Here is a 22129-nt window from a genome sequence, read left to right on the forward strand (position 1 = left end):
TCTGTGAAAACGGATTCATGTTAACTTGAAGTTGGGCCCGAAATTTATTTTAAGACAGGGGGAAGTACTTTGTTTTATCGAAACCTTTATCAACTATCCAAAATGTTTGTCCTAATGCTTAGCATCCTTTGCATTTTATCCGCATGCAGCTTTGGCTCCAACCAAGCCTCTACGGCTTCCAACAATTCCGCAGGAACCGGGACAGGTACGGCAGCAAGTGATAATAAACCCGTTACGCTGCGCTTTGCATGGTGGGGCAACGACGCCAGACATAAAGCAACGCTTGCTGCCATCGACGCTTATACGAAGCAGCACCCAAATGTAAAAATCGAAGCGGAATATATGGGCTTTGACGGTTTTAACAAAAAGCTCGCAACTCAATTCGCCGGCAAAACGGCCCCGGACATATTCCAATTTACTTATGAATGGTCCGTGGAGATGAGCGACTTCATGTTGGACCTGAACCCCCTAAGCAACCTGATTGATATGAAACAAATTCCGGATGCCGCTCTCAAGGATTACGGTGCCTACAAGGGCAAGCAAATTATGATTCCGTCTGGCATGTTCGCAGCGACCACCGTTATAAACGAAGATTTTATGCAGAAGCATGGAATTCCTGCCGACACCGCGTGGACCTGGGATAAATTGGTCGATGAAGGTAAAAAGGTTCATGAACAAGATAAAAACGCCTATCTGTTAACTGCTGATATCGACGTGGTCAACAAGCTAATCTTGCAACCGTATATCATGCAAAAAACAGGCAAGGGTTGGGTGAATGATGACTTCACCCCTGGCTTCGATAAGGCTCAGTTGAAAGATGGTCTTACCTACTTGTCCAATTTATATCAAAGCGGAGCGATTGAACCATTCGGTGACAGCACCGCGTTTGTCGGTAAGATGGAGCAAAATCCGAAATGGGTAAAAGGCGAAATCGGTCTGCTGCTTGACTACGTTCAAGCCATCGATAAGTATAAGCAAGCTGTTCCTACTGCGAAAATCGGTGTAAGTGCATTCCCAGAGAATGCAGGTGCCGTTCAATCGGGCAACCCTACAGTTGCAGGCACAGGTTTTGCCATCTCGCAGGACTCAGCTAACAAAGAGGAAGCAGCCAAATTTATTAATTACTTGACCAATGACAAAGAAGCTGCTCTGCTTCTGACCACACAGCGCGGAATTCCTGCTTCTACAGTGGCACGCAAAGCGCTGGAGGAATCAGGTAAACTGGACGCTAGCATTTCCAAAGGCTTGGAACTCGCTTCTGCCAAGAAGACGATTTCACCAAACGTAATTAGCACCAATGCAGAGCTTGCGCAAGTCGTAAAAGATTCGATCCAGAAGTTGATCTACAATAAGCTCACACCGGAACAAGCAGCTGACGAAATTTACAGTGGCTTTACCTCCAAACTTCAAGAGATGAAAGCAAAATAAGGGAAGCTCGATGGCGTGCTGTCCACTCGGACAGCACCCTTCTTAACACTAAGCCCGTATATGGAAAGGAACAACTGACTTGAAAAGCATGCGCATGCGCAACGTCCTCTGGGGCCTGTTATTCGTATCGCCTTGGGTTATCGGATTTTTCTGGTTTCAGCTTTATCCGCTGCTCTTATCATTTTATTACTCATTCACAGATTCCACGCTTGTAAAGCCGGGCAAGTTCATTGGATTGGATAATTACGTGAAAATGTTGACGGTCGATAAAGATTTCTTCCCCTCCATTAAGGTCACGATCATATATGCGCTGATTGCGGTACCTGCGAAGCTGGCTTTTGCCCTGCTCATTGCTTTGATTCTGAATATCAAAGGAAAAGCGGTCAATTGGTACCGCACGGTCTACTATCTGCCTTCCATCCTGGGCGGTAGCGTCGCGATCTCCATTCTATGGAGATTCCTGTTTATGAAGGAAGGTGTTGTGAATCAAGCCTTGTCCTTTTTGCATATTCCGCCGGTTAACTGGTTGGGAAGCCCGCATGTGGCTTTAGGGACAATCAGTATGCTCGTGGTGTGGCAATTCGGCTCATCCATGGTGCTTTTCCTTGCAGGGCTCAAGCAAATTCCATCTGAGCTGTACGAAGCTGCCATGGTTGATGGTGCCGGCCGTCTGCGAATGCTCAGAACAATTACCATCCCGCTGCTTACACCAATCATTTTCTTTAATCTGGTCATGCAGACTATCAATGCTCTACAGGAGTTTACAGCTGCGTTTGTCGTCACCAACGGCGGACCGGTGAAATCGACGTACTTATTTGGTTTGAAAATCTATGATGAAGCCTTTCAGAATATGAAAATGGGATACGCCTCTTCCCTTTCCTGGTTTTTGTTCGCCATGATTCTCATCTTGACCCTCTTCATCTTCCGATCGGCTAGATCATGGGTCCACTATGAAGACGGAGGTAAATAATATGCCGCATCCAACAACATCCGTGGCTCAACCGCGAAGCGCAGCCTCCAGAGCGCAAAGCGCCATGCTGCGCAAAGCCATCAAACATATCGCTTTGCTGCTTCTTGGCTGGCTGATGATCTATCCTCTCATTTGGCTGTTTATGAGCTCTTTTAAGACGAACGCCGACTTATTCGGTACGCTCAACCTTTGGCCCAGTAAATTTGTATGGGATTCTTACGTTAAGGGGTGGGCAGGCACAGGCCAGTATACCTATACAACGTTTTTCTACAATACCTTCTTGTTAGTGATTCCTACGGTAGTTCTCACCGTGCTATCCAGTGTATTGGTCGCCTACGGCTTTGCACGATTCAAATTTCCACTTCGTAACCTGATGTTTGTTTTGATGATCTCCACCTTGATGCTGCCGCATACCGTCATTATCATTCCGCGCTATCTCATTTTTCGCAATATGGGATGGTTGGATAGCTTTTTCCCGTTCATCGTTCCGGCTGCCTTCGGCTGCTTTCCATTCTTCATTTTTATGATGGTCCAATTTATCCGGGGACTTCCCAAAGAGCTGGATGAATCTGCGGTTATGGACGGTTGCAATCCACCGACAATTCTATTCCGCATCCTCCTGCCGTTATGTATGCCTGCTATGATTTCAGCTGCTATCTTTCAATTTATCTGGACCTGGAACGATTTCTTCAATCCGCTTATTTTCATTAATAGTGTTAAAAAGTTTCCAATCTCCCTCGCGCTGCGCATGACCATTGATTCGACAGGCGGTACGATCGAGTGGAACCAGATTATGGCGATGGCTGTGTTGGCTATTTTGCCACCTGTCTTGGTGTTCTTCTTCTCGCAAAAGTATTTTGTAGAAGGCATTGCTACGACAGGTATCAAAGGATAATTGAGGAGGCCAGAACCCATGAAACAGTCCGCAGAAAAGCGGCCGAATATCATCGTATTTTTCACCGATCAGCAGCGATGGGATACAACCGGAGCTCATGGCAACCCGCTGGAGTTGACCCTGAATTTTGATCGGATGGCTGCTTACGGCACGCATGCCGTCAATACTTTTACCTGTCAGCCCGTTTGCGGCCCATCCCGCTCCACCTTGCAAACCGGACTTTATCCGACCGTGTCCGGCTGTTTCAAGAACAGCATCCCGCTGCCGGAAGGGACTCGGACGGTTGCGCACTATTTCAAAGAAGCCGGATACGATACGGGTTATATCGGCAAATGGCACCTGGCCGGGACCCGCACCAACCCGGTGCCTGTCGATAAAAGAGGCGGCTACGACTACTGGCTTGCCGCAGATTCCCTTGAGCATACGTCCGATGCCTACCGGACCATGCTCTATAATGGCGATAACGAGCCTGTCGAGCTGCCCGGCTATCGCGTCGACGCTTTGACAGATGCCGCCATCCGTTATATTGCAGACCGCCGGACCGCTGAGAAGCCGTTTTATCTGTTCCTCTCGTATCTGGAGCCGCACCATCAAAATCATCGGGACGATTATCCTTCACCAGATGTATACCGTGGAAGGTACTCATCCCGTTATGTACCGGCAGATCTCGCTGCGCTGAACGGAACCGCGAATCAACATTTGGACGGATACTACGGCATGGTCAAAAGGCTCGACGAGGCGCTAGGGAGGTTAAACGACGCACTCAAAAGTCTTAATCTGACGGACAATACGGTTATTGCGTTTACATCCGACCATGGCTGCCATTTCAAAACTCGCAACGAAGAATATAAACGTTCCTGCCACGAAAGCTCCATCCGGGTACCACTTGCATTCAGCGGCCCCGGCTTTAACGGTGGCGGTGCCGTGCGCGAGTTGATCAGCCTGATCGATCTGCCGCCAACATTGCTTGATGCTGCCGGAATCGAAGTTCCGGATCACATGCAGGGACGCTCCTTAATGCCGTTGATTGGTGGCAACCGTATGGGGGTCACATGGCAACAGGAGATATTCGTGCAGATCAGCGAATCTGAGGTTGGGCGGGCTATTCGTACCCGTCGCTGGAAATATGCCGTGACAGCACCGTCAGGGGATCCGATTCGCGACAGCGGAGCTTCCGAATATGTCGAGTCCAGCCTATATGACCTGGAGGCGGATCCTTATGAGTTGAACAACCTTGTCGATAAACAATCGCACGAGGAAGTTCGGGCGCATTTGCGCGAGTTGCTCATCAAGCGAATGGTCTCATCTGGAGAATCGGCACCCACGATTCATTCACTCCCTGCTAAAGCCTCGGGACAGTTGAATGTATCGAAGTCTGAGATTTATCAATAAAAAAAAGCGTTCACCCAAAATTGATGAGTGAACGCTTTTTCTTTATCATTTAAGCCAGTTTAATGTTCGAATCCAATCTAAAATTGCATGTTTATAATGCTTAATATGAAATCCTATCACCACTCCAACCACCAATACAATAATTGCTGCTAGGGAGTATTGAGAAATGAGGTGAAGCATTTGCTCTATTTTTATACCAAAAGTTTTCCCGATCATAACATAAACCAATACCCAAATGAGTCCACCCGTGAAGTTGTAGAAGATAAAGGTGCTTAAACGAACCCTCAGAATACCTGACATGTAGCCAGTGAAGTGCCGTAAACCTGGGATAAAGTAGCTGACAAGGATGAGTTTGTTACCATATTTATGAAACCATTTCGTGATCGTAATGATTCGTTCCTGGTTCAGAAAAAAGAACCTTCCATATTTTTCAAAGAATGGTGTACCAAGTTTATAACCCAAATAATAAGTTACCGTTGTACCAGCTATAGCTCCAAAATAAGAAAAAAAGATCACTATTAAAATATTTAAACTTCCAACAGTAGACATGTGTCCAGCGATTGCCATTGCCAATTCTCCAGGGAAAGGCAGTGCCAATGATTCGGCAAACAATCCAAAAATTAATACAAAATACCCATACTGCTCAAAGAGATATCTAATCCACTCCATATTTACGCTCCTCGAGTGTTTATAATTTACTTATCCTGTTATATTCGTCAAATAAACCACCAGCAAAGCAGAACCCATTCCGATCGTACCTCCTGCCGCGCAATCCGATGGGTAGTGATATCCCCAATAAACACGTGAAAAGGCAACCAAGCCTGCAAAGATAATCAATAACAGAGCAACTCCTTGTGAAGATAGGAAAAGAAAAGGAGTCACAAATGCAAAAATGGCGGTGGTATGTCCAGATGGAAACGAGTAATCCTTAAGAGGAAATCTTCCTACTCTCACTTGCTGCAGAACGCGAAATGGACGAATTCTGCGCATCTTTTTCTTAATAATAACGGCAATCACATGACTGAAAGTCAATGCGGCTAAAATTTGTAGACCTACCGATCCCCAATCATTAGGTGCAAGCCATATAATTAATATGGTACATAGAATCGTAAACGACGCGCCGCCCATGTGGGTAATCAGTCCGAACAACCAATCTAGAACAAAGTGATTTACCCTTTGATTGCACCAGACAAATATATTGTGATCGACCTTCCTTAACCATTGCATGTTTCTCTTCCTCGTAAATTCATTAGTCCTATATTGTCTGTTCATTGTTCCTCCATCTGGACTGCCGCCCGTCCTTACATCTTTCATTTTTGAATCCAGGCAAAAACAAAAAAACTGATTCTCGAGTTGTTGTCTACGACATTAAGATTAGCAAATAAGTAAGGTGGCGATAACTGTCTGAGGTTTAGTTTAGTACTGGACTTTGGTCTTGGTACATTATTCCTGCAGAAGGCGCTATTTCTGATACGGTTGATCGCGTTAAATCTTCAACCATGCTCGTGAAAGATTAATGAGGCTACCACTCGTTTTCACAGCGGTAGCCTCAATGTGTAGTTTGTCTATGTCATGTAATGTATCATTTTTGCTGAATAAAATGGGTTCGTTACGCTTTTCTTGCTTAGTATTGTCCTTTAATTACAAAAAACGAGCCCCGAATTGTGCCAGCTAGTTTAGACTTCTGTCTGGCAAACTTAAACTTCTTCTCTTCTAGCTCCTTTGGTACCTCCATCCCCTCAGAGAGCTTAAACCCAACAGCCCGCTTCTTAGGGTCATCAACCGTATACATGACATTGATCCCAAGACCATCCTCATAAAAGACGTAGGTAAACTGGATATTTTCTACCTGAAAACGCGACGTTTCTAAAGGTTTGGCCGCAAATGAAATATCGCGTTCTTTCAAAATGCGGTTCACATAATCAATGTTCTCCTGACTTTCACTAGCGGGTACGACCGTAAATTCATGTTTGTATTTGTTCATAAAGTAACGTGCTTCATTAGCACGTAAACCAGTGAGCGCTTCTGCTACAGGTGAAGACTCTAAACCGACTGAAGATAGATTTTTGAAATCAACGATATAAGACATTTTCAACACTCCTTTTTATGAATAGATCAAATAATTTATTTTCAATTGTGTCTAATAAATACCATTAGAGCTTACGGTTTTTTGGACGAAGCGCCCAGGAGGCGATGCCAAGCACAGCATAGAAAAGTGGGAGAATGATATGGAAGCCGTAATCACCGTAATCGTTAACGAACGCATGAGAAAGGGCCGCCCCTGTCATTAGAAAAAAGATACCACTATAAGCCCACTCCTTAAGCCGAGGAAAACCTGGAATTACGATTGCCATAACTCCAAGCAATTTCCATCCTCCAAGAATGTACGTGATATACAGCGGGAAACCAATAGAAGTCACTAGATCGACATTCCCCCCATATCGCATCAGTTGTCCAATCCCACTTAATGCAATTGAGAATGTGAGTATAATTGTCACAGCCCAATAAGCAACCATCCTTCCAATAGGACGAGGTACTACATTCGCGATATTTTCATCTCCGATAACTGTACTCATTTTCAATCCTCCAATCAATTGTTTTCTCTTGATATATTTATACTAACTATAAAATGTATCAAAAAGTGATACTGTTTAGATGATCACCGTGGCACGAAAAACGGCAGCCAATGCTGGCTGCCGTCATGACTTAATTAAACTATCGTTTTCCGTTAACGTATGATGTTTCACATGAGTTTACGTATTATGAATCGAACCATTCCAATCGATCTGCGCGAACCCAACTCATCTCTTCGATACCAAGAATTGATTTGAAGTCTTCCACCATAGCGTGCCGGCGCTCGAGTTGTCCGATGGTCTCCGCCTCGAACAGGTGCCGAAGTTGCTCCATCTCTACGGCACCGAGCTCAAAAAGTTCAAAAGCTTCCACATCCAAGTGCCTCAGCATTGCCTGCACCTGGTCGATCCCGCTCCGCTGCAGCACCATCTCCGTCATCATGGACGCCCTAACGCAGAAACGGCTTCGCCTTGATGAAGAAGAGTGAAGCCCCAGCCATGATCCTCAAAATTGTAGAAATACAGCACCGGCAGATGCTTCGAGATCTCCATAACATCTGTAGGAGCCATCTCGCTGATGCCTGTCCCTGAGGTGATAAACACGCTCCACTGTTCATTCAGTTCTTTGACAATCAGAGGATTATGTTGTTGTACTGTATCGAGATATGAATTTCGAATCAAGCTTCCTGCGGTGAATTCACTCATATTTGTTCCTCACTGAATTCTGAACTACTTGCGTTCGGATTTCTTTTTCTAGCAGCAATTAAATTTTTTATCCATTTCCAGCTTCCCACTAAAGCAATAGCAATAACTACCCCAAACTTTTTCAGTAACAATAAAACACCTGCAAGGAGACCAACCTTTTTAGCTACAGCAAGGCCGGCTCCTCCCAATATCAGGGCGGATAAACCGAATTTAGATACTTTGTCTGTGCTGCTGTTAAAATCTTCATATTTTTGACCATTAACCATCGAAATTTTAGGAAGGATTTGAGAAGCCAAGACTTGTTTATCATGTTCACGGCTCACAGGATCCGATATGAGGATAGCTGAGATATAACCTGTGCGTGTTAAAAGCCTTACATCATAGTTGATGAGTGCTTGCTTTTTAGCGTCTTCCGCGCCCATCGACCATGTTAAATCATGTGTTTTCTCATCGTAAAATGGTTTTACATCCCATCCTGTTACATGAAGTTGACGGTCTATCGGAAGCTTTTCATTCGCCTTTTCCGTACTATCACTATAACTTTTCAATATGCCAGCATCATCGATCGATTTCTTTTCGTCATCATTTATATGCCCCGACTCATCATACTCAAAAATTACCGACCATTGCTCCTTGGGATCATTCGGAAATACACTGCCAATCTCTCTTCCTGAAGGGATGTCCTTGTAGTCCGTCATCATTTTTTTTGTATCATCACCATTTAGAAAAACAAAATCCTGACCAAGATCCAAGTTAGCTATTTTTCCAAGCTCTACATTCTTTCCACCTGAAACCCAATTGTAGTTATGTTTGGATTGTTCTTCTTCTGCAAAAACACTCGTTTGGGTGCTAAGCAAGAGTACGACAAGGATGCTGAATACACGTATTTTCAAAAAGTACGCCTCCAATATACATAAATGTGTTGTCTTTATCATACAAAATAAACCAAAATATGAAAAATTAAATTTTCATAAAGGTCCTTCATTTTAAGAGACTACAAATTAAAGAGAGGCTGTTCAATTAGAACAGCCCCCAAACACCAATACTTACTTATTTTTTGGCTCGAATTTCTTCATTGATCTGACCAATAACTTCAAGGATGGTTTTTGTTCCAAGGTCTCCTTCCCCCCGTTTTCGTACAGAAACACTATCGGAATTCTTCTCGTTCTCACCAATAATGAGCATATACGGTACTTTTTCGAGTTGGGCTTGACGAATCTTATACCCGAGTTTTTCATTCCTCACATCTACTTCAATCCGAATGCCTGTCTCTTCTAGTGCTTTCTTCACTTTCAAGGCATAATCGATATAGTTCTCCGAAACCGGCAATAACTTCACCTGGATGGGTGCAAGCCATAGCGGGAATGCTCCAGCGAAATGTTCGGTTAACATGCCGATGAATCGCTCTATAGATCCATAGATAGCACGATGTATAACGACAGGCCGGTGTTTCTGGTTATCCTCTCCGATGTAAGAAAGATCGAATTTCTCGGGCATCTGGAAATCCAGTTGGATGGTCCCGCACTGCCAGCTCCTTTTAAGCGCATCTAAAATGTGAAAGTCGATCTTTGGTCCATAGAATGCCCCATCGCCTTCATTGACATGATAGTCGATGCCAAGTTTATCTAGGACATTTTGTAAAGATTGTTCAGCCTGCTGCCATAGCTCTTCTGAACCCATTGAATCTTCAGGCCGGGTAGATAGCTCGACCTTATACTTAAAGCCGAGTACTTGATATACGTGATCAATCAAGGCAATGACACGGCTGATTTCATCCTCAATTTGTTCAGGCAAAACGAATAGGTGTGCGTCATCCTGACAGAATGTACGGACCCGCATCATCCCGTTAAGCGCCCCGGAAAGTTCATGGCGGTGAACTTGGCCAAATTCGGAAAGACGTATAGGCAATTCCCGGTAAGAATGTAAGCTGTTTTTAAAAATAAGCATGTGTCCCGGGCAGTTCATCGGTTTAAGCGCAAATATTGTTTCATCTACATTCGTGAAGTACATGTTATCTTTGTAATGATCCCAGTGTCCCGATTGCTCCCAAACTCGATTGTTCATCATAAGCGGTGTACGTACTTCAGCGTAGTCGCGCTGCCGCTGTAATTCACGCGCAAAGTTCTCAAGCTCATTACGAATGCTCATCCCTTTCGGAAGAAAGAATGGCATGCCAGGTGCTTCTTCAGAGAACATAAACAATTCCAGCTCTTTACCAAGCTTGCGGTGGTCACGTTTTTTGGCTTCTTCAAGAACATGCAAATGCTCTTCAAGCTGGGTCTTCTTTGGAAATGAAGTCCCATAAATACGCTGCAGCATCTTATTATTGGAATCTCCACGCCAATAGGCTCCCGCCACGTTCATCAGTTTAAAAGCTTTTATCCGGCCAGTAGATGGAAGGTGCGGTCCCCGACATAGATCAAAAAACTCACCCTGATCATAAATGGTAATGAGGGCATCTTCCGGCAGGTCGCGAATGAGTTCTAATTTTAACGGTTCTTCGAGCTCCTCGAATGTCATAACCGCTTCTCTGCGGCTGACAACCCGGCGGACAATGGGCAGGTTTTCTTGGATAACTTTCTCCATCTCTTTTTCAATAGCTGCAAGATCATCAATAGAAAGAGGTTTTTCTATATCAATATCATAATAAAATCCATCTTCAATGACCGGTCCAATTCCGAGCTTGACTGCCTTATCTCCATATAGGCGTTTAATGGATTGAGCCATTACATGGGCCGTAGTGTGCCTGTATATCTCTAGGCCCTCTTTACTGTCAAGAGTAACGATTTCGACAAGGCTATCAGGCTCGATCAGTTGATCAAGGTCAACGAGTTTGCCATTGATTTTTCCAGCTACAGCACTTTTCTTCAAACCTGTACTTATAGATTCTGCCACTTCTCCAATTATCGTTCCTTGGGGATACCTCCTAATTGTTCCATCTGGCAATGTTACATTGATCTCCATGATTTAGCCTCCATTTCTAGTTTTTTCATTATTTTTGAACGCAAAAAAACGCATCTCTCCCACAAAGGGACGAGTGCGTTCAGCTCGTGGTTCCACCCTAATTTGACCTGCAACGTATCCTTCTTTGGCTGTTCTCCAAAGTAGCAGATGCAAGGTCCTTATTGGTATCCAGTAACGGGGATAAGACGGTGACGCTTACTGCCGCGACGAACAGATCGACGGGTTCAACGACACGGCTACAAAGGGGTAATTTCACATCCGGTAACAGGAGAAGCTTTCAGCCTAAACTTCTCTCTCTGGACAGTTCGTGAAGGAAATCATGTCTTTGATCAATGCCTTATTATTGTTGTGTTTACCTTTATCATATTACTTAGTCGCGCTCCTGAAGGTCAAGGGAAAGAATGATTATATAAAAGTTTCAAACTCTGAAGAAGTTCTTAATCTAGAATCTGCCCGATTTAAAAATCGAAAATAGCAGCCAGAGACTCATTAAGGATGCCAGTACAAATCCAACTTCAATCGTTGGCACGTTCAGCAAAAAATAATGCTTCCGACCAACAATGGATGAACCGATGATGAGTCCCATCATAATGAGACTGAAAGACAAGAGAACGATGCCGAATGTGATCCTATTGCCAATGCGATCCAGCTTGCGCAGGAAATCGTAGGCATCAGTGACACTAATATTCACATGCAGTTTCCCTTTTTTTATCTGTGAAAAGAACTCTCGGGACTGTCTTGGAAAATCAATCAGCAAGGACCCATAATCCGTGACATCTCTAAGTAAACTTGATGTCAGATTTTTCGGGCGTAGTCGTTCCAACAGCAGCTGGAGGCCGAATGGTTCCGCTATCTTTACGATACTGATTGTAGGATCTAGCTTTGTGACAACCCCTTCAATCGTTAACAGCGTTTTCCCTAATAAGATAAAATCCGCCGGAACACGAATATGGTACTTGTACGCCACCTCAAACAGATCGTTGACAATTCCCCCCAGGCTTACACGACTAAGAGGAACTCCGAAATATCGTTCTCTAAGCTCTTCAATATCAAACCGAAGTTCCTCCATATCGAGTTCCTCGTCAATAAGTCCAATCCGGTAGATCGCCTTAATCACCCCATCGGTGTTCTGGCGCATGAGAGCAATAATCAGGGAGGAAAAATGGAATTTTGACTCCGAAGTGAGCCTGCCCACCATGCCAAAGTCAAGTAAAGCGATCACTTCGCCCGGCTGTATGACGATGTTCCCAGGATGAGGATCGGCATGAAACAAACCTTCAATGAATATCTGATGAAACAATGTTTGAATGAGCCGATTAGCAATTCGCGCTCGGTTATACCCATGTGCGTCGAGTTGATCCTCTTGGTACAGCCGAACACCTTCGATATACTGCATCGTCATGACCTTTTTCGAGCAGTAGTCGCTATAAATCAGCGGCACATTGATATGAGCAACATCTTTGAATTGATCAGCTATTTTCTCCGCATTCCTAGCCTCTTTGGTATAATCCAGCTCATTTAAGAGCGATTTGCCGAATTCCGCAATGAGGACCTCCATTTGAATCCGGCGAGCCCACGCAAAGCGTCGCTCAGCCATCGCAGCCAAATCCGCTAGAATTTCGAGATCAATCCGAATGGATTCTCCGGCTTGAGGCCGTTGGATTTTGATAGCCACACGTTCTCCGGTGTGGAGCACGCCAAGGTGCACTTGCCCAATAGAAGCCGCTGCCAGTGACTGCTCTTCGAAGCGGTCATAAATCGCGTCGATGCTTTGACCTAGTTCAGCCTCAATGATTTCCTGCACCTGTTTGTAAGGGATGGGTTTCACATCGTCCTGAAGTTTCTCCAACTCCTTTACAATGTCTTCCGGAAGGAGATCCATACGGGTGCTGGCGATCTGCCCCAGTTTGATAAAGGTGGGTCCGAGCTCTTCAACGACATCCCTGATTCGTAATCCCAGCGATTTACGGTCTGCATCGTCATGCACTTGAAATCTTCTAATCGGAATACGAAGACGCTGCAGCAGATCTGACTCTTCTACCAAGAAGCCGAAACCATGGCGAACCAAAGCTATAACAATATCCCGGTATCGTTGTAACTGCCGTATCCTTTTCCGCATAATGGGCTATGCCTGTAGCTTGTGTTCCATTTGGTCGATGCGTTGTTCTAGCCGCTTGATATCTTCCTCAGTTGCCAGGTGCAAATCAACCAGCAGCTTTTGAAGCTGTACGCGTACGATTTCTTTAAGAGCGTCCTGCTGCTCCTCACCTTTCTTGATTAACTTTGCCACTAGCGCCTTCGACTCTTCAGGGGCAACTTCTCCTTTTACCACAAGCTCTTTAACGTAGGTTTCCAGCTTTTCTTTGGTTACAATCGTGATTCCCAGACCAAGCGAAACTGCATTCTTGATTAAATCATTCATCTAAAGCACTCCTCTACAAACAATAATTAAGCATTATGATTTCCATTAGATGCCAATGATATGTATGCGGAGCAGAAATCGAATTTTGATGAATAAATTTCCATCTTTTAGTCACAATAAAGACCAACCAAGACTAAAGCGGGTACTTCACTATGATGATGAATGACTTTTTAATAACCGAACAATCGTTTTCAACAGCCGTCGCAGAGAATCAATCGTTACTTGGCTCATCTTTCAAGCATACAGAAGACTTTACGAGCATGGATTTATCTCTAGCGGGTAATCGATGCCTTGTTTGCTTCTTGGCAACCGCCGTCGACATGGAGTTAGTGAACAGCCAACTTGTTAGAATGATGCTGGTATCTGAAGATCTGGAAGAATTCTGCGAAGCCTTGATGCTCGGTGGTGCAGAGTCAAAAGCAACGATTGGCGAGGGCAAGCAAGCGCTTTTAGAGGGTAACGTGTTGCTTCTGTTCGAAGGGCAAACAACCGGAATCGCTGCATCCGTTCGTTTTAACAAGGATCTACCGCCAGAAGACCCCAAGAGTGAGAAAGGCTTATTTGGGAATCACCTTGGCTTCGTTAGCTCTCTGGACACAAATTTAAGTTTAATTCGACGGCAGAATGCAAGTGATGATCTTACAATTAAGTATGCAAAGACAGGCGTCATTCAACCTTCGCAAGTCGGCCTCATTTATCTGGACAACCTGGCAGACAAGCAGATGATTGCAAGCGTACAGTCCATCGTCGCACAGCTCGCCAATTATGAGATCAATACGGTACAGCAAATTCGTCCACTTATTATGAAATCTGCCTTCTCGCCCTTCCCTCAAATCCTAATTACGGAACGGCTGGATAAAGCGATTCATTATTTAAACCAAGGGAAATTAATCCTAATCATGGATGGCAGTTCATCCGTTGCTATTCTTCCCGTTACTTTTTTTAATTTTTTTGAAACGGCGGATGACTTACTGAATAACGCTTTTGTCGGCAGTTTTTTTTACCATTTACGGATTCTGGGATTTCTCATTGCGCTTCTTCTTCCCTCTGTATACATATCGCTGGTCTCGTTTCACTCCGATATTTTACCCACAAGTATCCTGTATACATTTAAATTAGGGACCGAATATGTACCTTTGAATCCTCTTGTTGAAGCCATACTTATGCAATTGATTCTGGAACTGTTGAGGGAAGCCTCGGCAAGATTACCCTCGAGTATAGCAAATACAATTGGTGTTGTAGGGGGGCTAGTCATCGGGAATGCGATTGTGGAAGTGAATTTTGTCTCTAAACCTATGATCATTGTCATCGCCTTAACCGCTATAGCTGCGTTTACGAATCCTATAGCTGAAATGAGCAGCGTCGCCCGCATCATGGGACTTTCATTCGTATGCGCTTCAGCCTTATTTGGATTTCTAGGATTATCCATTGTATTTCTAATCATGTTAATGCATTTGTGCGATATCGAGATTGCGGGTCTGCCTTACTTTTCATTAAGGAGTATGATAAACGCACCCGTTTGGAGTCATCAAAAAAAACTAGATACTATTAAACGTTCTCTCCATAAAAAAAATTAGTACAAAGGGGCCGCCATGAGTAATTCAAAGCTGATTACGCAACGTCAATTGCTTCTGCTCATCATGGGTTGCCAATTAAGACTGGGAATATATACGCTTCCTAACCGTCTAATTGCAATAGCTAAAGGCTCGGCTTGGCTCACGCTTCTAGCTGCAGGAGTGTTAATTTGGCTTAGCACTGGAATTATGTATGTGTTGCAGAAACGGTTCCCCAACCTTATATTGTACGATACGATTTACAAAGTATTGGGAAAATGGCTCGGCCCATTAGTCACCTTTGGGTATATTTGCTTCTTTTTAATCTATGGCACTTCTATTTTGATGGCCTTTCGAGATATCTTGCACGTATGGATGCTCATAGAAACACCAGAATGGGTGCTTTCCCTTATTCTTGTCATCGCCAGCTATTTTCTCGGCACCAAGCCTCTGCCATCCATTGCGAGATTCACGACAATTGTAATGAGCTTTTCACTCTTACTCTTTGTCATATTCGTCGTTTTGGTTTTGCTGAATTACTCGGACCATATTGTAGATCCTCTGCGGTTTCTGCCTTTTATTCAAACGGATGTAAAGGGGTTCCTTGCTGCCACACACAACGGTTATATTTATATGTTGGGCTTCCATATCATTATGTTTGCACTTCCATTCGTTGAAAAAGGCAAAAGAAGTCATTTCACCATTGTAACTTTAGGCATTGTGGGCACCCTAGTCTTTTATATTCTTTTTATCGGTATCATTACGCTTTACCTCGGTACTATGGAAGTAACGTTAATTGAGTATCCCTGGCTTTACCTCCTCAAGGGGACTTATTGGAACATGGTAGACCGGATGGATTTACTGTTTATTCCATTATGGCTTGGCGTTATCATTATTTCGCTTGGAATTACGCTGAATATGGCTTCCAAAGGCGTTCAGAAATTATGGCAAGCTGCACCACCGAAATTCGTTTCACTCTTCTTAGCGGTTACGTTTTTTTTGTTAACCTTGCTGCCCCTTAGCCGATATAATCAACAACAATTCAACCTTATTTTTTCGTTTGTATCTTATGCATTTGTCTTTGCGCTTCCTTTATTCCTGCTTTTGACAGCCATCATTAGAAAAAAACAATTGTCTTAAAGAGGAAGTTATAACATGCGAACTATAAAAACAATTCTTCTGCCTTTGCTTCTAATCGCTCTATTAACCGGGTGTTGGGATCAAAACTTATTGGTTGAAAATAAAATTATTAACAATATCTCGTTTGATTTAGAAAAGGAAAACACCATACAATCGGCTGTAACTGCACTGAACCTATCCGCTAAAGGTGGAGGTCAGTTTGCTATTAAGCCATCGGTCTATACTGCGCAGGCTTCCAATTTAGCTGATATTGTTGACAGATTGAGTAAACAAGGAACCGGTAAGATGGATATTAGTAAAACCTCCATGATTTTTTTAGGTGAGAGTCTAGCGGCTGAGGATATTTATCCTTTTTTAGAACGTATTTTTCGTACACCCACTAGTAATTTAGGAGCTAAGGTCACCGTAATCAAAGGAAAAGCTATTGATGCTTTACAAGCACACAAACAACAGCAACTCGATATTTACTCCGATTCCATTTTGCGTCTTATTAATGAATCGGAGCGAAGAGACGGCCTTCCTAGAGAAACAGTGTCTACACTTCTGACTCACATGACCGAACCTGGTGATGATTTCATTCTCCCCTATTCCGCATTGGAGGAAGACAAGCTCATTCACATTCATGGTGGCGCTTTATTTCATCATCGCATCATGACTGGTAAAATTTCATTACGCCAAATCAAGGTACTGTCCTATTTACTCCCTCATCGGTATGCGATTAACTACAGCGTTCAAATGACTGAACTCGATCCAAATAAAATTAAGCAATTCGTTAACGTTAAATTGGACAGCATTAGGCGTAATATGAATCTCCGAGTGGTGGACAAAACCGCTCAAGCTTCGATTCAAGTATCAATAAAAGCGGAGATTCTGCAATACCCATTTTTTTCACCTCCAACCGAACAACGAATCCACGATATCGAAGAAGCAATGGAAGATCAGCTTGTGAATGAGATGAAAGAAGTCATAGCTGTCGTACAGAAAGCCAACAACGACTGTCTCAACATAGCCGAACGATTAGCAGCCTTTTATCCTGACTTCTGGAAAAGCGTAAACTGGGATGAGCTTTACCCCAAAATTGAGATTGAACCAACGGTGACTGTCAAAATTATGAGCAACGGGATTATGAAATAATGCTGCATAATCTGCGCTGTTACTGCTACTTCAATAAATAAAAAGTGACCCACAGCATGAACTGTGGGTCACAAGCAACGCGGCTGTAATCGTTCTTTCATTTCATATAGCGATATTCCAGGAGATTTTTCAAATTCGAGATCCTCTGCAGCAGCTTCTCCCCCACGTTGGTTTCCCTCACCAGCTTCCGCTCCAGTTCTTTGTCCACCAGCCTTTTTACAGACAATACGTCCGCTCCGTTACATAATACATCTTCTTTTGATTTAAATTTCTGATGGGCAACGAGCTGCATGCCAAAGGAATTGTACAACAAGGTGTATCCGGCGATGCCCGTTGTGGATTGATAGGCTTTGGAAAAACCGCCGTCAATGACTACCATTTTTCCGTTTGCTTTAACGGGGCTCTCTCCACGAATTTCTTTAACTGGCGTATGGCCGTTGATGATATGTCCATGATCCGGATTCAATTCAAACTCCAGCAGAATTTTCCGGCAGATCTCCTCATTTTCACGCAAATGATAATAAGGATTTTTTCTCTCTTTATAGCTTTCTTTATCTTGGATAAAGTATCGTTCAAAGGTGGTCATTTCTCTCTTTCCAAAGAGCGAGGAACTTTCCCCTGTCCAGATGTACCATACCATATCCGTTGCTAAATCATCCGTTTCTTCCGGATGCGCGAAGGCGTAACGTAAATAATATTCAAAAACATCGAGCAGCTTACGGCCCGAATACGTCTTGTTTTCAATCTGCATTTCTTCCATGTTTCCTTCTTCATCCAAAGGAATACAGCCGTGAAATAACAAATTCCCGTTATATTTCAGATAAAGGCTGCCCTGTTTCATAAAAAAATTCATATGCCGGGCCAGTTTTTCGGAATGCTGAACGGAGAAGAGCAGCTTTTCCAGCACCTGCTGTTCTTCCTCCAGCAATTTTTCAGGCTGCTGCGGATTTACAGTTGCGAAACAGGTATTTTCCAGTTGGTACGTTTTACCACCGATTTTGATTTCATTTTTGTCGTAATCGATTTGTTCGAGCAAAAGCCTTTCAGACATATTAAAGAAAGGACGTCGCTTGATAATAGGGATCTCAAGTTTGAACTGAATCATGGCAATGGCTTGATGAATTTTCGTAATCTGCAGGATTTCCTGCTCCGAACCGTTATGGTCAGTCTGCAGCTTCGGTCGAAAGGCCGGATTGTCATCATAGTATTTCTCCGCCAAGTTCAGCAGTGGGCGAAGATTGATGCCATAGACATCTTCGATGATGTCCAGATTGTCATATCGGGCACAGATCCGGATAATGTTCGCAAGGCAGACCAGGGAGCCCGCATAGGCGCCAATCCATAGGACATCATGGTTCCCCCACTGAATATCGACAGAATGGTAGTTGATCAGCGTGTCCATAATTTTATCGGGGTCCGGCCCGCGGTCATATATATCTCCGACCACATGAAGATGGTCAACCACCAAGCGCTGGGTCGTATAAGCAAGGCCGATAATGAGCTTATCCGCCTGGCCCAAAGATATAATTTGCCGGTATATTTCCTCATAATAAGGGTCCTTATTGTTGGTGGAATCCGTCTTGTATAAAAGTTCTTCTACGATATATACAAACTGCTCCGGCAAAGCTCTGCGCAATTTTGATCGAGTATACTTGGAAGAGGAATTAGAAATGAGCATCAGCATTTGTTCAATCGTTTGCCTGTACCATCGGTTCAAGGCTTGATGATTGCACAGATCACCTTTGACCAACTGTATTTTTTCTTCCGGATAATAAACTAACACCGTAAAATCATTGATTTCTTGCTCCGTCCAAACCTCACGAAATAAGGCTTTTATTTTTTCTTTTACGGTACCCGAACCATTTCTTAATACATGCTGAAAAGCCTGGTACTCCCCATGCAAATCACTGACAAAGTGCTCAGTTCCCTTGGGAAGATTGGAAATTGCTTCAAGGTTAATGATTTCTGTTACAACTTTTTCTTCCGTATCATATTCCAGGGCTAATAAATCTAGAAACTGCGCATCCAAAACAGTAATCCCCTTTCAAGAAAATATGGTTATGTATTATGTTTACTGTAAACAGTAATGGGAAAATATTTGGTATTAGATTTCCCTGAAATGAGTTGAACAATAAGTTTCTATTTGATTAAATCCAAATTTACTTCATAATGGAGCTTCTCAGCCTCATTTTTAGCTATGTACAGGACCTTAAATGTCTTTTTTCAAATAATAATGCGTATGTCCACCAACATTTTCTAAGGTTCCAAAGACTTCAAAGCCTTGTTTTTTATAAAAATCTAACGCTTGAAAGCTTAAGGTATCTAACTTAATAAATTCACAAGAATTTTCTTTAGCTAATTTTTCAGCTTCTGCTAGCAGTTTTAATCCATATCCTAATTTTCGAAATTCTTCTTCCACTAAAAGATACTTCACCTCTAAGTAATTCAAAAATATTTCACCAATAAGCCCACCGTATGTTTTATTGTCAGCACTTTTTAAGAATAGATTTACCGCCTGATATCTACCCTTCAAGTCATCGGGGAAGTGCCTCGAATTAAATTCAATCAACTTGTTAACTACATAGGACTTGTCGTCATTATTTGTCTCATTAGAAATATGCATTTCCACTTGATTCACTCCAGTTCAAAATATTAAGGTTTAATAAAGTACTTTAATAGATCCATACTTTTGTCGTGAACCTGACCATATTCCTCTCTACTGTTTCTACTTAGTTCAACTATCGTTCTTCGTGGATTGGTGATGGCATTTTTCTTCCATTAATTGAATAATTCTTTCGTTTTGGTCAATTTGAGTAATGATATTTGAGTTGAGCTTTTGAATAGCAACAAATATGCCAAATAATGCCCCTAAAATTAAGAATCCCACAAGAACATCCATAATCTAATCCTTTCAGTTATCAAAAATGGTTTCACAGAATGAACACTAGCAATTCACTCTATAAAATTTGTAATTCAATCAGATAAATAAACTTTCTGACCAATACGAATTTGCCCTGGGTTAATAACAGAGGCATATAAGCCGAAGCATAAATTCATTTGCTCATTTACTTTCTTTAGCAGAGTAACATCCCTTTCTAAGGTATCGGGATCAAGCGTAATGATTGAGCATCGCTCACAATTTGATTCTACTTTTAATTTTACATCGCCAAATGATAATTGTTTTCCTATCCAAGCAGTTTCATCCATCGTGTCTTCATCTAATGACAAGATAATGTTAGCTCTAAACCGACGTTTATCTAATGGCTTTCCCCATATCGATTCAAGTCTACGCAACGAAGCATCTGTAACGATAAGAATGTTAGCAGTATCAACAGACATAAGTTTGGGGTCTTCAGGATTTGGTGCTCTATAGTCCCCCTTAGATATTTCTCTATTGGTGTATCTTTGAATTTCTTTTAAAAGATCTTCATTCCAGCTAAAAATTTCTCCGTTTGGAGATGTCACACTTATTTCGTTATTAATTAATCTAGCCGAATAACCGAGCATTTTAGGGATATCCCTAGCCGTAATAAAACGATTCCACCCCTCTTTTGATTCATCCAAAAAAGCGCAAAAACGATCACCAAACAACCCATATGGATCTACTCTACAAGTGTCCAAGCTTTCTCCCGCAAATGATTTTACAGGATATCGTGTTATTTCACTGATTTCACCGACAAGCAAAAGATATTCGCCTCCATAACTTAATAATTCTGATTTTATAGTACATTTTTATCTTGAATCTCCCTCTGTTGGAAGATCATACTGGCAAAAATCAACAACCAGAGGATCATTTAAATTCATAAATAATCGTTTCCGGTTGCGATTCCAAAGTTGAATTGGATCGGTCAACTGTGAACATCATTAGTCTACTGTTTGGACTCCAGTACATTTCGCTGCTCGCCATTCGGTTAGTACTTTTGTAGATCATCTTATTTTCGCCACTCTTCGTATCGACCACATGGACCTCATATTGATTTGGGTATTGTTTCGTCACTACATAAGTCAATTTCGATTGATCTAATGACCAAGATACACTGTTGAAATATTCCCCCGATTCCAAATGATTGCCTAAAGAATTGCCATCGGGATCAAGTAGTAGAAGCTCTCTTTTCGTCCTGCTGAATTGGCTACCCTCTGTCGTTACAACAGCAATTTGATGTTCGTCTGGTGCGGGATAAAATCGATTTACACTCTTTTCATATATCCTATGAATTACGGGATTATCCAGTTGTGACATCTCGATATAACTAAATCCACTACCTTCTATAAAATACAAGCGTTCACCTATTCTCGCTACTTGCTCTATGTTTCTGGTATCCGTATCGTTATGTTCCATCAATTGATTTAATGCAGGCATAGGCGTAATCTTCCCCTGCAAATCAATCTGCACGACGCCCCCATCACCAATTCCCCCCCTATATAATACATGCTCATTATCCAGCCATATGGCGCTGCCAGCAATCGCCTGATTGGCTATTTCTTTCGTCTCTCCACCATCTCGGCTGAGCATCCGGTGCTCAGCAACCAGCTTCTCGCCTTCCATATGATTTAGCTTCACGTAGACATGCCTGTCGTCGGGAGATACCGAATATATATCGTAGGAAATGTCAGGTTTTTCTCCTCTTACTTCTCCAGAAATGATATCCTTAAATCCCATCGTATTATTGTATATGGGCTCATGATGTTCGTCTGTCCCGATTTTCACCGATTGGACAAACTCAATCTCATGATCAGAGATCCAACCGACACCATGGATTCCCTTAAATCGACTGGTTGTCCAGCTATTCGATGAATCCAAGACAATACTTGCGTTTTCTTCCAATTCGTACTTAGTCGAAACCAGCGATTTTTCAGTCATACAAGAACTCAGCAGTACTGCCATAACCTCCACACATATAAGCTGCTTCATCATCTATTATTTTACTCCTTCTATACCTCTTCCCCATTTAC

Annotated in this window: 21 protein-coding genes; 7 read left to right on the top strand and 14 right to left on the bottom strand. The window is 42.8% G+C overall.

Annotation, left to right across the window (positions count from 1 at the left end):
* Window positions 1-69: 69 nt before the first annotated feature.
* From ACKTT9_RS20160 to ACKTT9_RS20175, 4 genes are all read left to right on the top strand, one after another.
* Window positions 70-1428: an ABC transporter substrate-binding protein gene (locus tag ACKTT9_RS20160; protein WP_407867302.1), complete on the top strand. Its 1359-nt coding sequence runs from the start codon at window positions 70-72 to the stop codon at window positions 1426-1428.
* A gap of 88 nt (window positions 1429-1516) precedes the next feature.
* A complete protein-coding gene (locus ACKTT9_RS20165) occupies window positions 1517-2398 on the top strand; it encodes a carbohydrate ABC transporter permease (protein WP_407873083.1) in 882 nt (293 codons plus the stop codon).
* A gap of 1 nt (window position 2399) precedes the next feature.
* The gene (locus tag ACKTT9_RS20170; protein ID WP_407867303.1) at window positions 2400-3293 is read left to right on the top strand and encodes a carbohydrate ABC transporter permease; all 894 of its coding nucleotides are present in this window, start codon (window positions 2400-2402) and stop codon (window positions 3291-3293) included.
* Between the two features lie 18 nt (window positions 3294-3311).
* A complete protein-coding gene (locus ACKTT9_RS20175; RefSeq protein WP_407867304.1) occupies window positions 3312-4685 on the top strand; it encodes a sulfatase-like hydrolase/transferase in 1374 nt (457 codons plus the stop codon).
* A 45-nt stretch (window positions 4686-4730) separates the two neighbouring features.
* Here the strand turns inward: ACKTT9_RS20175 and ACKTT9_RS20180 are convergent, their stop codons facing one another.
* The 10 genes from ACKTT9_RS20180 to ACKTT9_RS20225 form a co-directional block, all read right to left on the bottom strand.
* Entirely contained in the window at window positions 4731-5354 is a 624-nt protein-coding gene (locus ACKTT9_RS20180) for a DedA family protein (RefSeq protein ID WP_407867305.1), read from the bottom strand.
* A gap of 30 nt (window positions 5355-5384) precedes the next feature.
* The gene (locus tag ACKTT9_RS20185) at window positions 5385-5912 is read right to left on the bottom strand and encodes a phosphatase PAP2 family protein (RefSeq protein WP_407867306.1); all 528 of its coding nucleotides are present in this window, start codon (window positions 5910-5912) and stop codon (window positions 5385-5387) included.
* A gap of 397 nt (window positions 5913-6309) precedes the next feature.
* Window positions 6310-6774 carry a phage tail protein gene (locus tag ACKTT9_RS20190; protein WP_127456198.1) on the bottom strand — a complete coding sequence of 155 codons (465 nt, stop codon included), beginning with the start codon at window positions 6772-6774 and terminating at the stop codon, window positions 6310-6312.
* A gap of 64 nt (window positions 6775-6838) precedes the next feature.
* Window positions 6839-7261 carry a DoxX family protein gene (locus ACKTT9_RS20195; RefSeq protein WP_407867307.1) on the bottom strand — a complete coding sequence of 141 codons (423 nt, stop codon included), beginning with the start codon at window positions 7259-7261 and terminating at the stop codon, window positions 6839-6841.
* A gap of 184 nt (window positions 7262-7445) precedes the next feature.
* Window positions 7446-7700, bottom strand: coding sequence for a hypothetical protein (locus tag ACKTT9_RS20200; protein ID WP_407867308.1), 255 nt, complete (start codon window positions 7698-7700; stop codon window positions 7446-7448).
* On the bottom strand, window positions 7697-7963 hold the full coding sequence (locus tag ACKTT9_RS20205) for a hypothetical protein (protein WP_407867309.1): 267 nt from the start codon (window positions 7961-7963) through the stop codon (window positions 7697-7699). The genes ACKTT9_RS20200 and ACKTT9_RS20205 overlap by 4 nt, the downstream gene beginning before the upstream one ends.
* Entirely contained in the window at window positions 7960-8856 is an 897-nt protein-coding gene (locus ACKTT9_RS20210) for a DUF2167 domain-containing protein (RefSeq protein ID WP_407867310.1), read from the bottom strand. The genes ACKTT9_RS20205 and ACKTT9_RS20210 overlap by 4 nt, the downstream gene beginning before the upstream one ends.
* A 157-nt stretch (window positions 8857-9013) precedes the next feature.
* A complete protein-coding gene (thrS, locus tag ACKTT9_RS20215) occupies window positions 9014-10927 on the bottom strand; it encodes a threonine--tRNA ligase (RefSeq protein WP_407867311.1) in 1914 nt (637 codons plus the stop codon).
* A 442-nt stretch (window positions 10928-11369) separates the two neighbouring features.
* Complete coding sequence (locus tag ACKTT9_RS20220) at window positions 11370-13046, bottom strand: ABC1 kinase family protein (RefSeq protein ID WP_407867312.1); 1677 nt, start codon at window positions 13044-13046, stop codon at window positions 11370-11372.
* A gap of 6 nt (window positions 13047-13052) precedes the next feature.
* Complete coding sequence (locus ACKTT9_RS20225) at window positions 13053-13349, bottom strand: phasin family protein (RefSeq protein ID WP_407867313.1); 297 nt, start codon at window positions 13347-13349, stop codon at window positions 13053-13055.
* A gap of 152 nt (window positions 13350-13501) precedes the next feature.
* On the opposite strand from ACKTT9_RS20225, the gene ACKTT9_RS20230 reads away from it, so the two are divergent.
* From ACKTT9_RS20230 to ACKTT9_RS20240, 3 genes are read left to right on the top strand one after another with little or no spacing between them, the layout of a single operon-like run.
* Window positions 13502-14926 (top strand): spore germination protein, encoded by a 1425-nt coding sequence (locus ACKTT9_RS20230; protein ID WP_407867314.1) that lies wholly within the window; start codon window positions 13502-13504, stop codon window positions 14924-14926.
* A gap of 15 nt (window positions 14927-14941) precedes the next feature.
* A complete protein-coding gene (locus ACKTT9_RS20235) occupies window positions 14942-16042 on the top strand; it encodes a GerAB/ArcD/ProY family transporter (RefSeq protein ID WP_407867315.1) in 1101 nt (366 codons plus the stop codon).
* Window positions 16043-16057: 15 nt separating this feature from the next.
* Window positions 16058-17176, top strand: coding sequence for a Ger(x)C family spore germination protein (locus tag ACKTT9_RS20240; RefSeq protein ID WP_407867316.1), 1119 nt, complete (start codon window positions 16058-16060; stop codon window positions 17174-17176).
* A 97-nt stretch (window positions 17177-17273) separates the two neighbouring features.
* Here the strand turns inward: ACKTT9_RS20240 and ACKTT9_RS20245 are convergent, their stop codons facing one another.
* The 4 genes from ACKTT9_RS20245 to ACKTT9_RS20260 form a co-directional block, all read right to left on the bottom strand.
* Window positions 17274-19205: a fructose-1,6-bisphosphatase gene (locus tag ACKTT9_RS20245; RefSeq protein ID WP_407867317.1), complete on the bottom strand. Its 1932-nt coding sequence runs from the start codon at window positions 19203-19205 to the stop codon at window positions 17274-17276.
* A gap of 180 nt (window positions 19206-19385) precedes the next feature.
* Complete coding sequence (locus ACKTT9_RS20250; protein ID WP_407867318.1) at window positions 19386-19805, bottom strand: GNAT family N-acetyltransferase; 420 nt, start codon at window positions 19803-19805, stop codon at window positions 19386-19388.
* 344 nt (window positions 19806-20149) lie between these two features.
* The gene (locus ACKTT9_RS20255) at window positions 20150-20860 is read right to left on the bottom strand and encodes an MOSC domain-containing protein (RefSeq protein WP_407867319.1); all 711 of its coding nucleotides are present in this window, start codon (window positions 20858-20860) and stop codon (window positions 20150-20152) included.
* A 106-nt stretch (window positions 20861-20966) separates the two neighbouring features.
* Window positions 20967-22091: a hypothetical protein gene (locus tag ACKTT9_RS20260; RefSeq protein ID WP_407867320.1), complete on the bottom strand. Its 1125-nt coding sequence runs from the start codon at window positions 22089-22091 to the stop codon at window positions 20967-20969.
* Between the last annotated feature and the right edge of the window lie 38 nt (window positions 22092-22129).

Origin of the sequence: Paenibacillus sp. P36 (assembly GCF_045866505.1) — a bacterium.
GTDB classification, from domain to species: Bacteria; Bacillota; Bacilli; order Paenibacillales; family NBRC-103111; genus Paenibacillus_E; species Paenibacillus_E chondroitinus.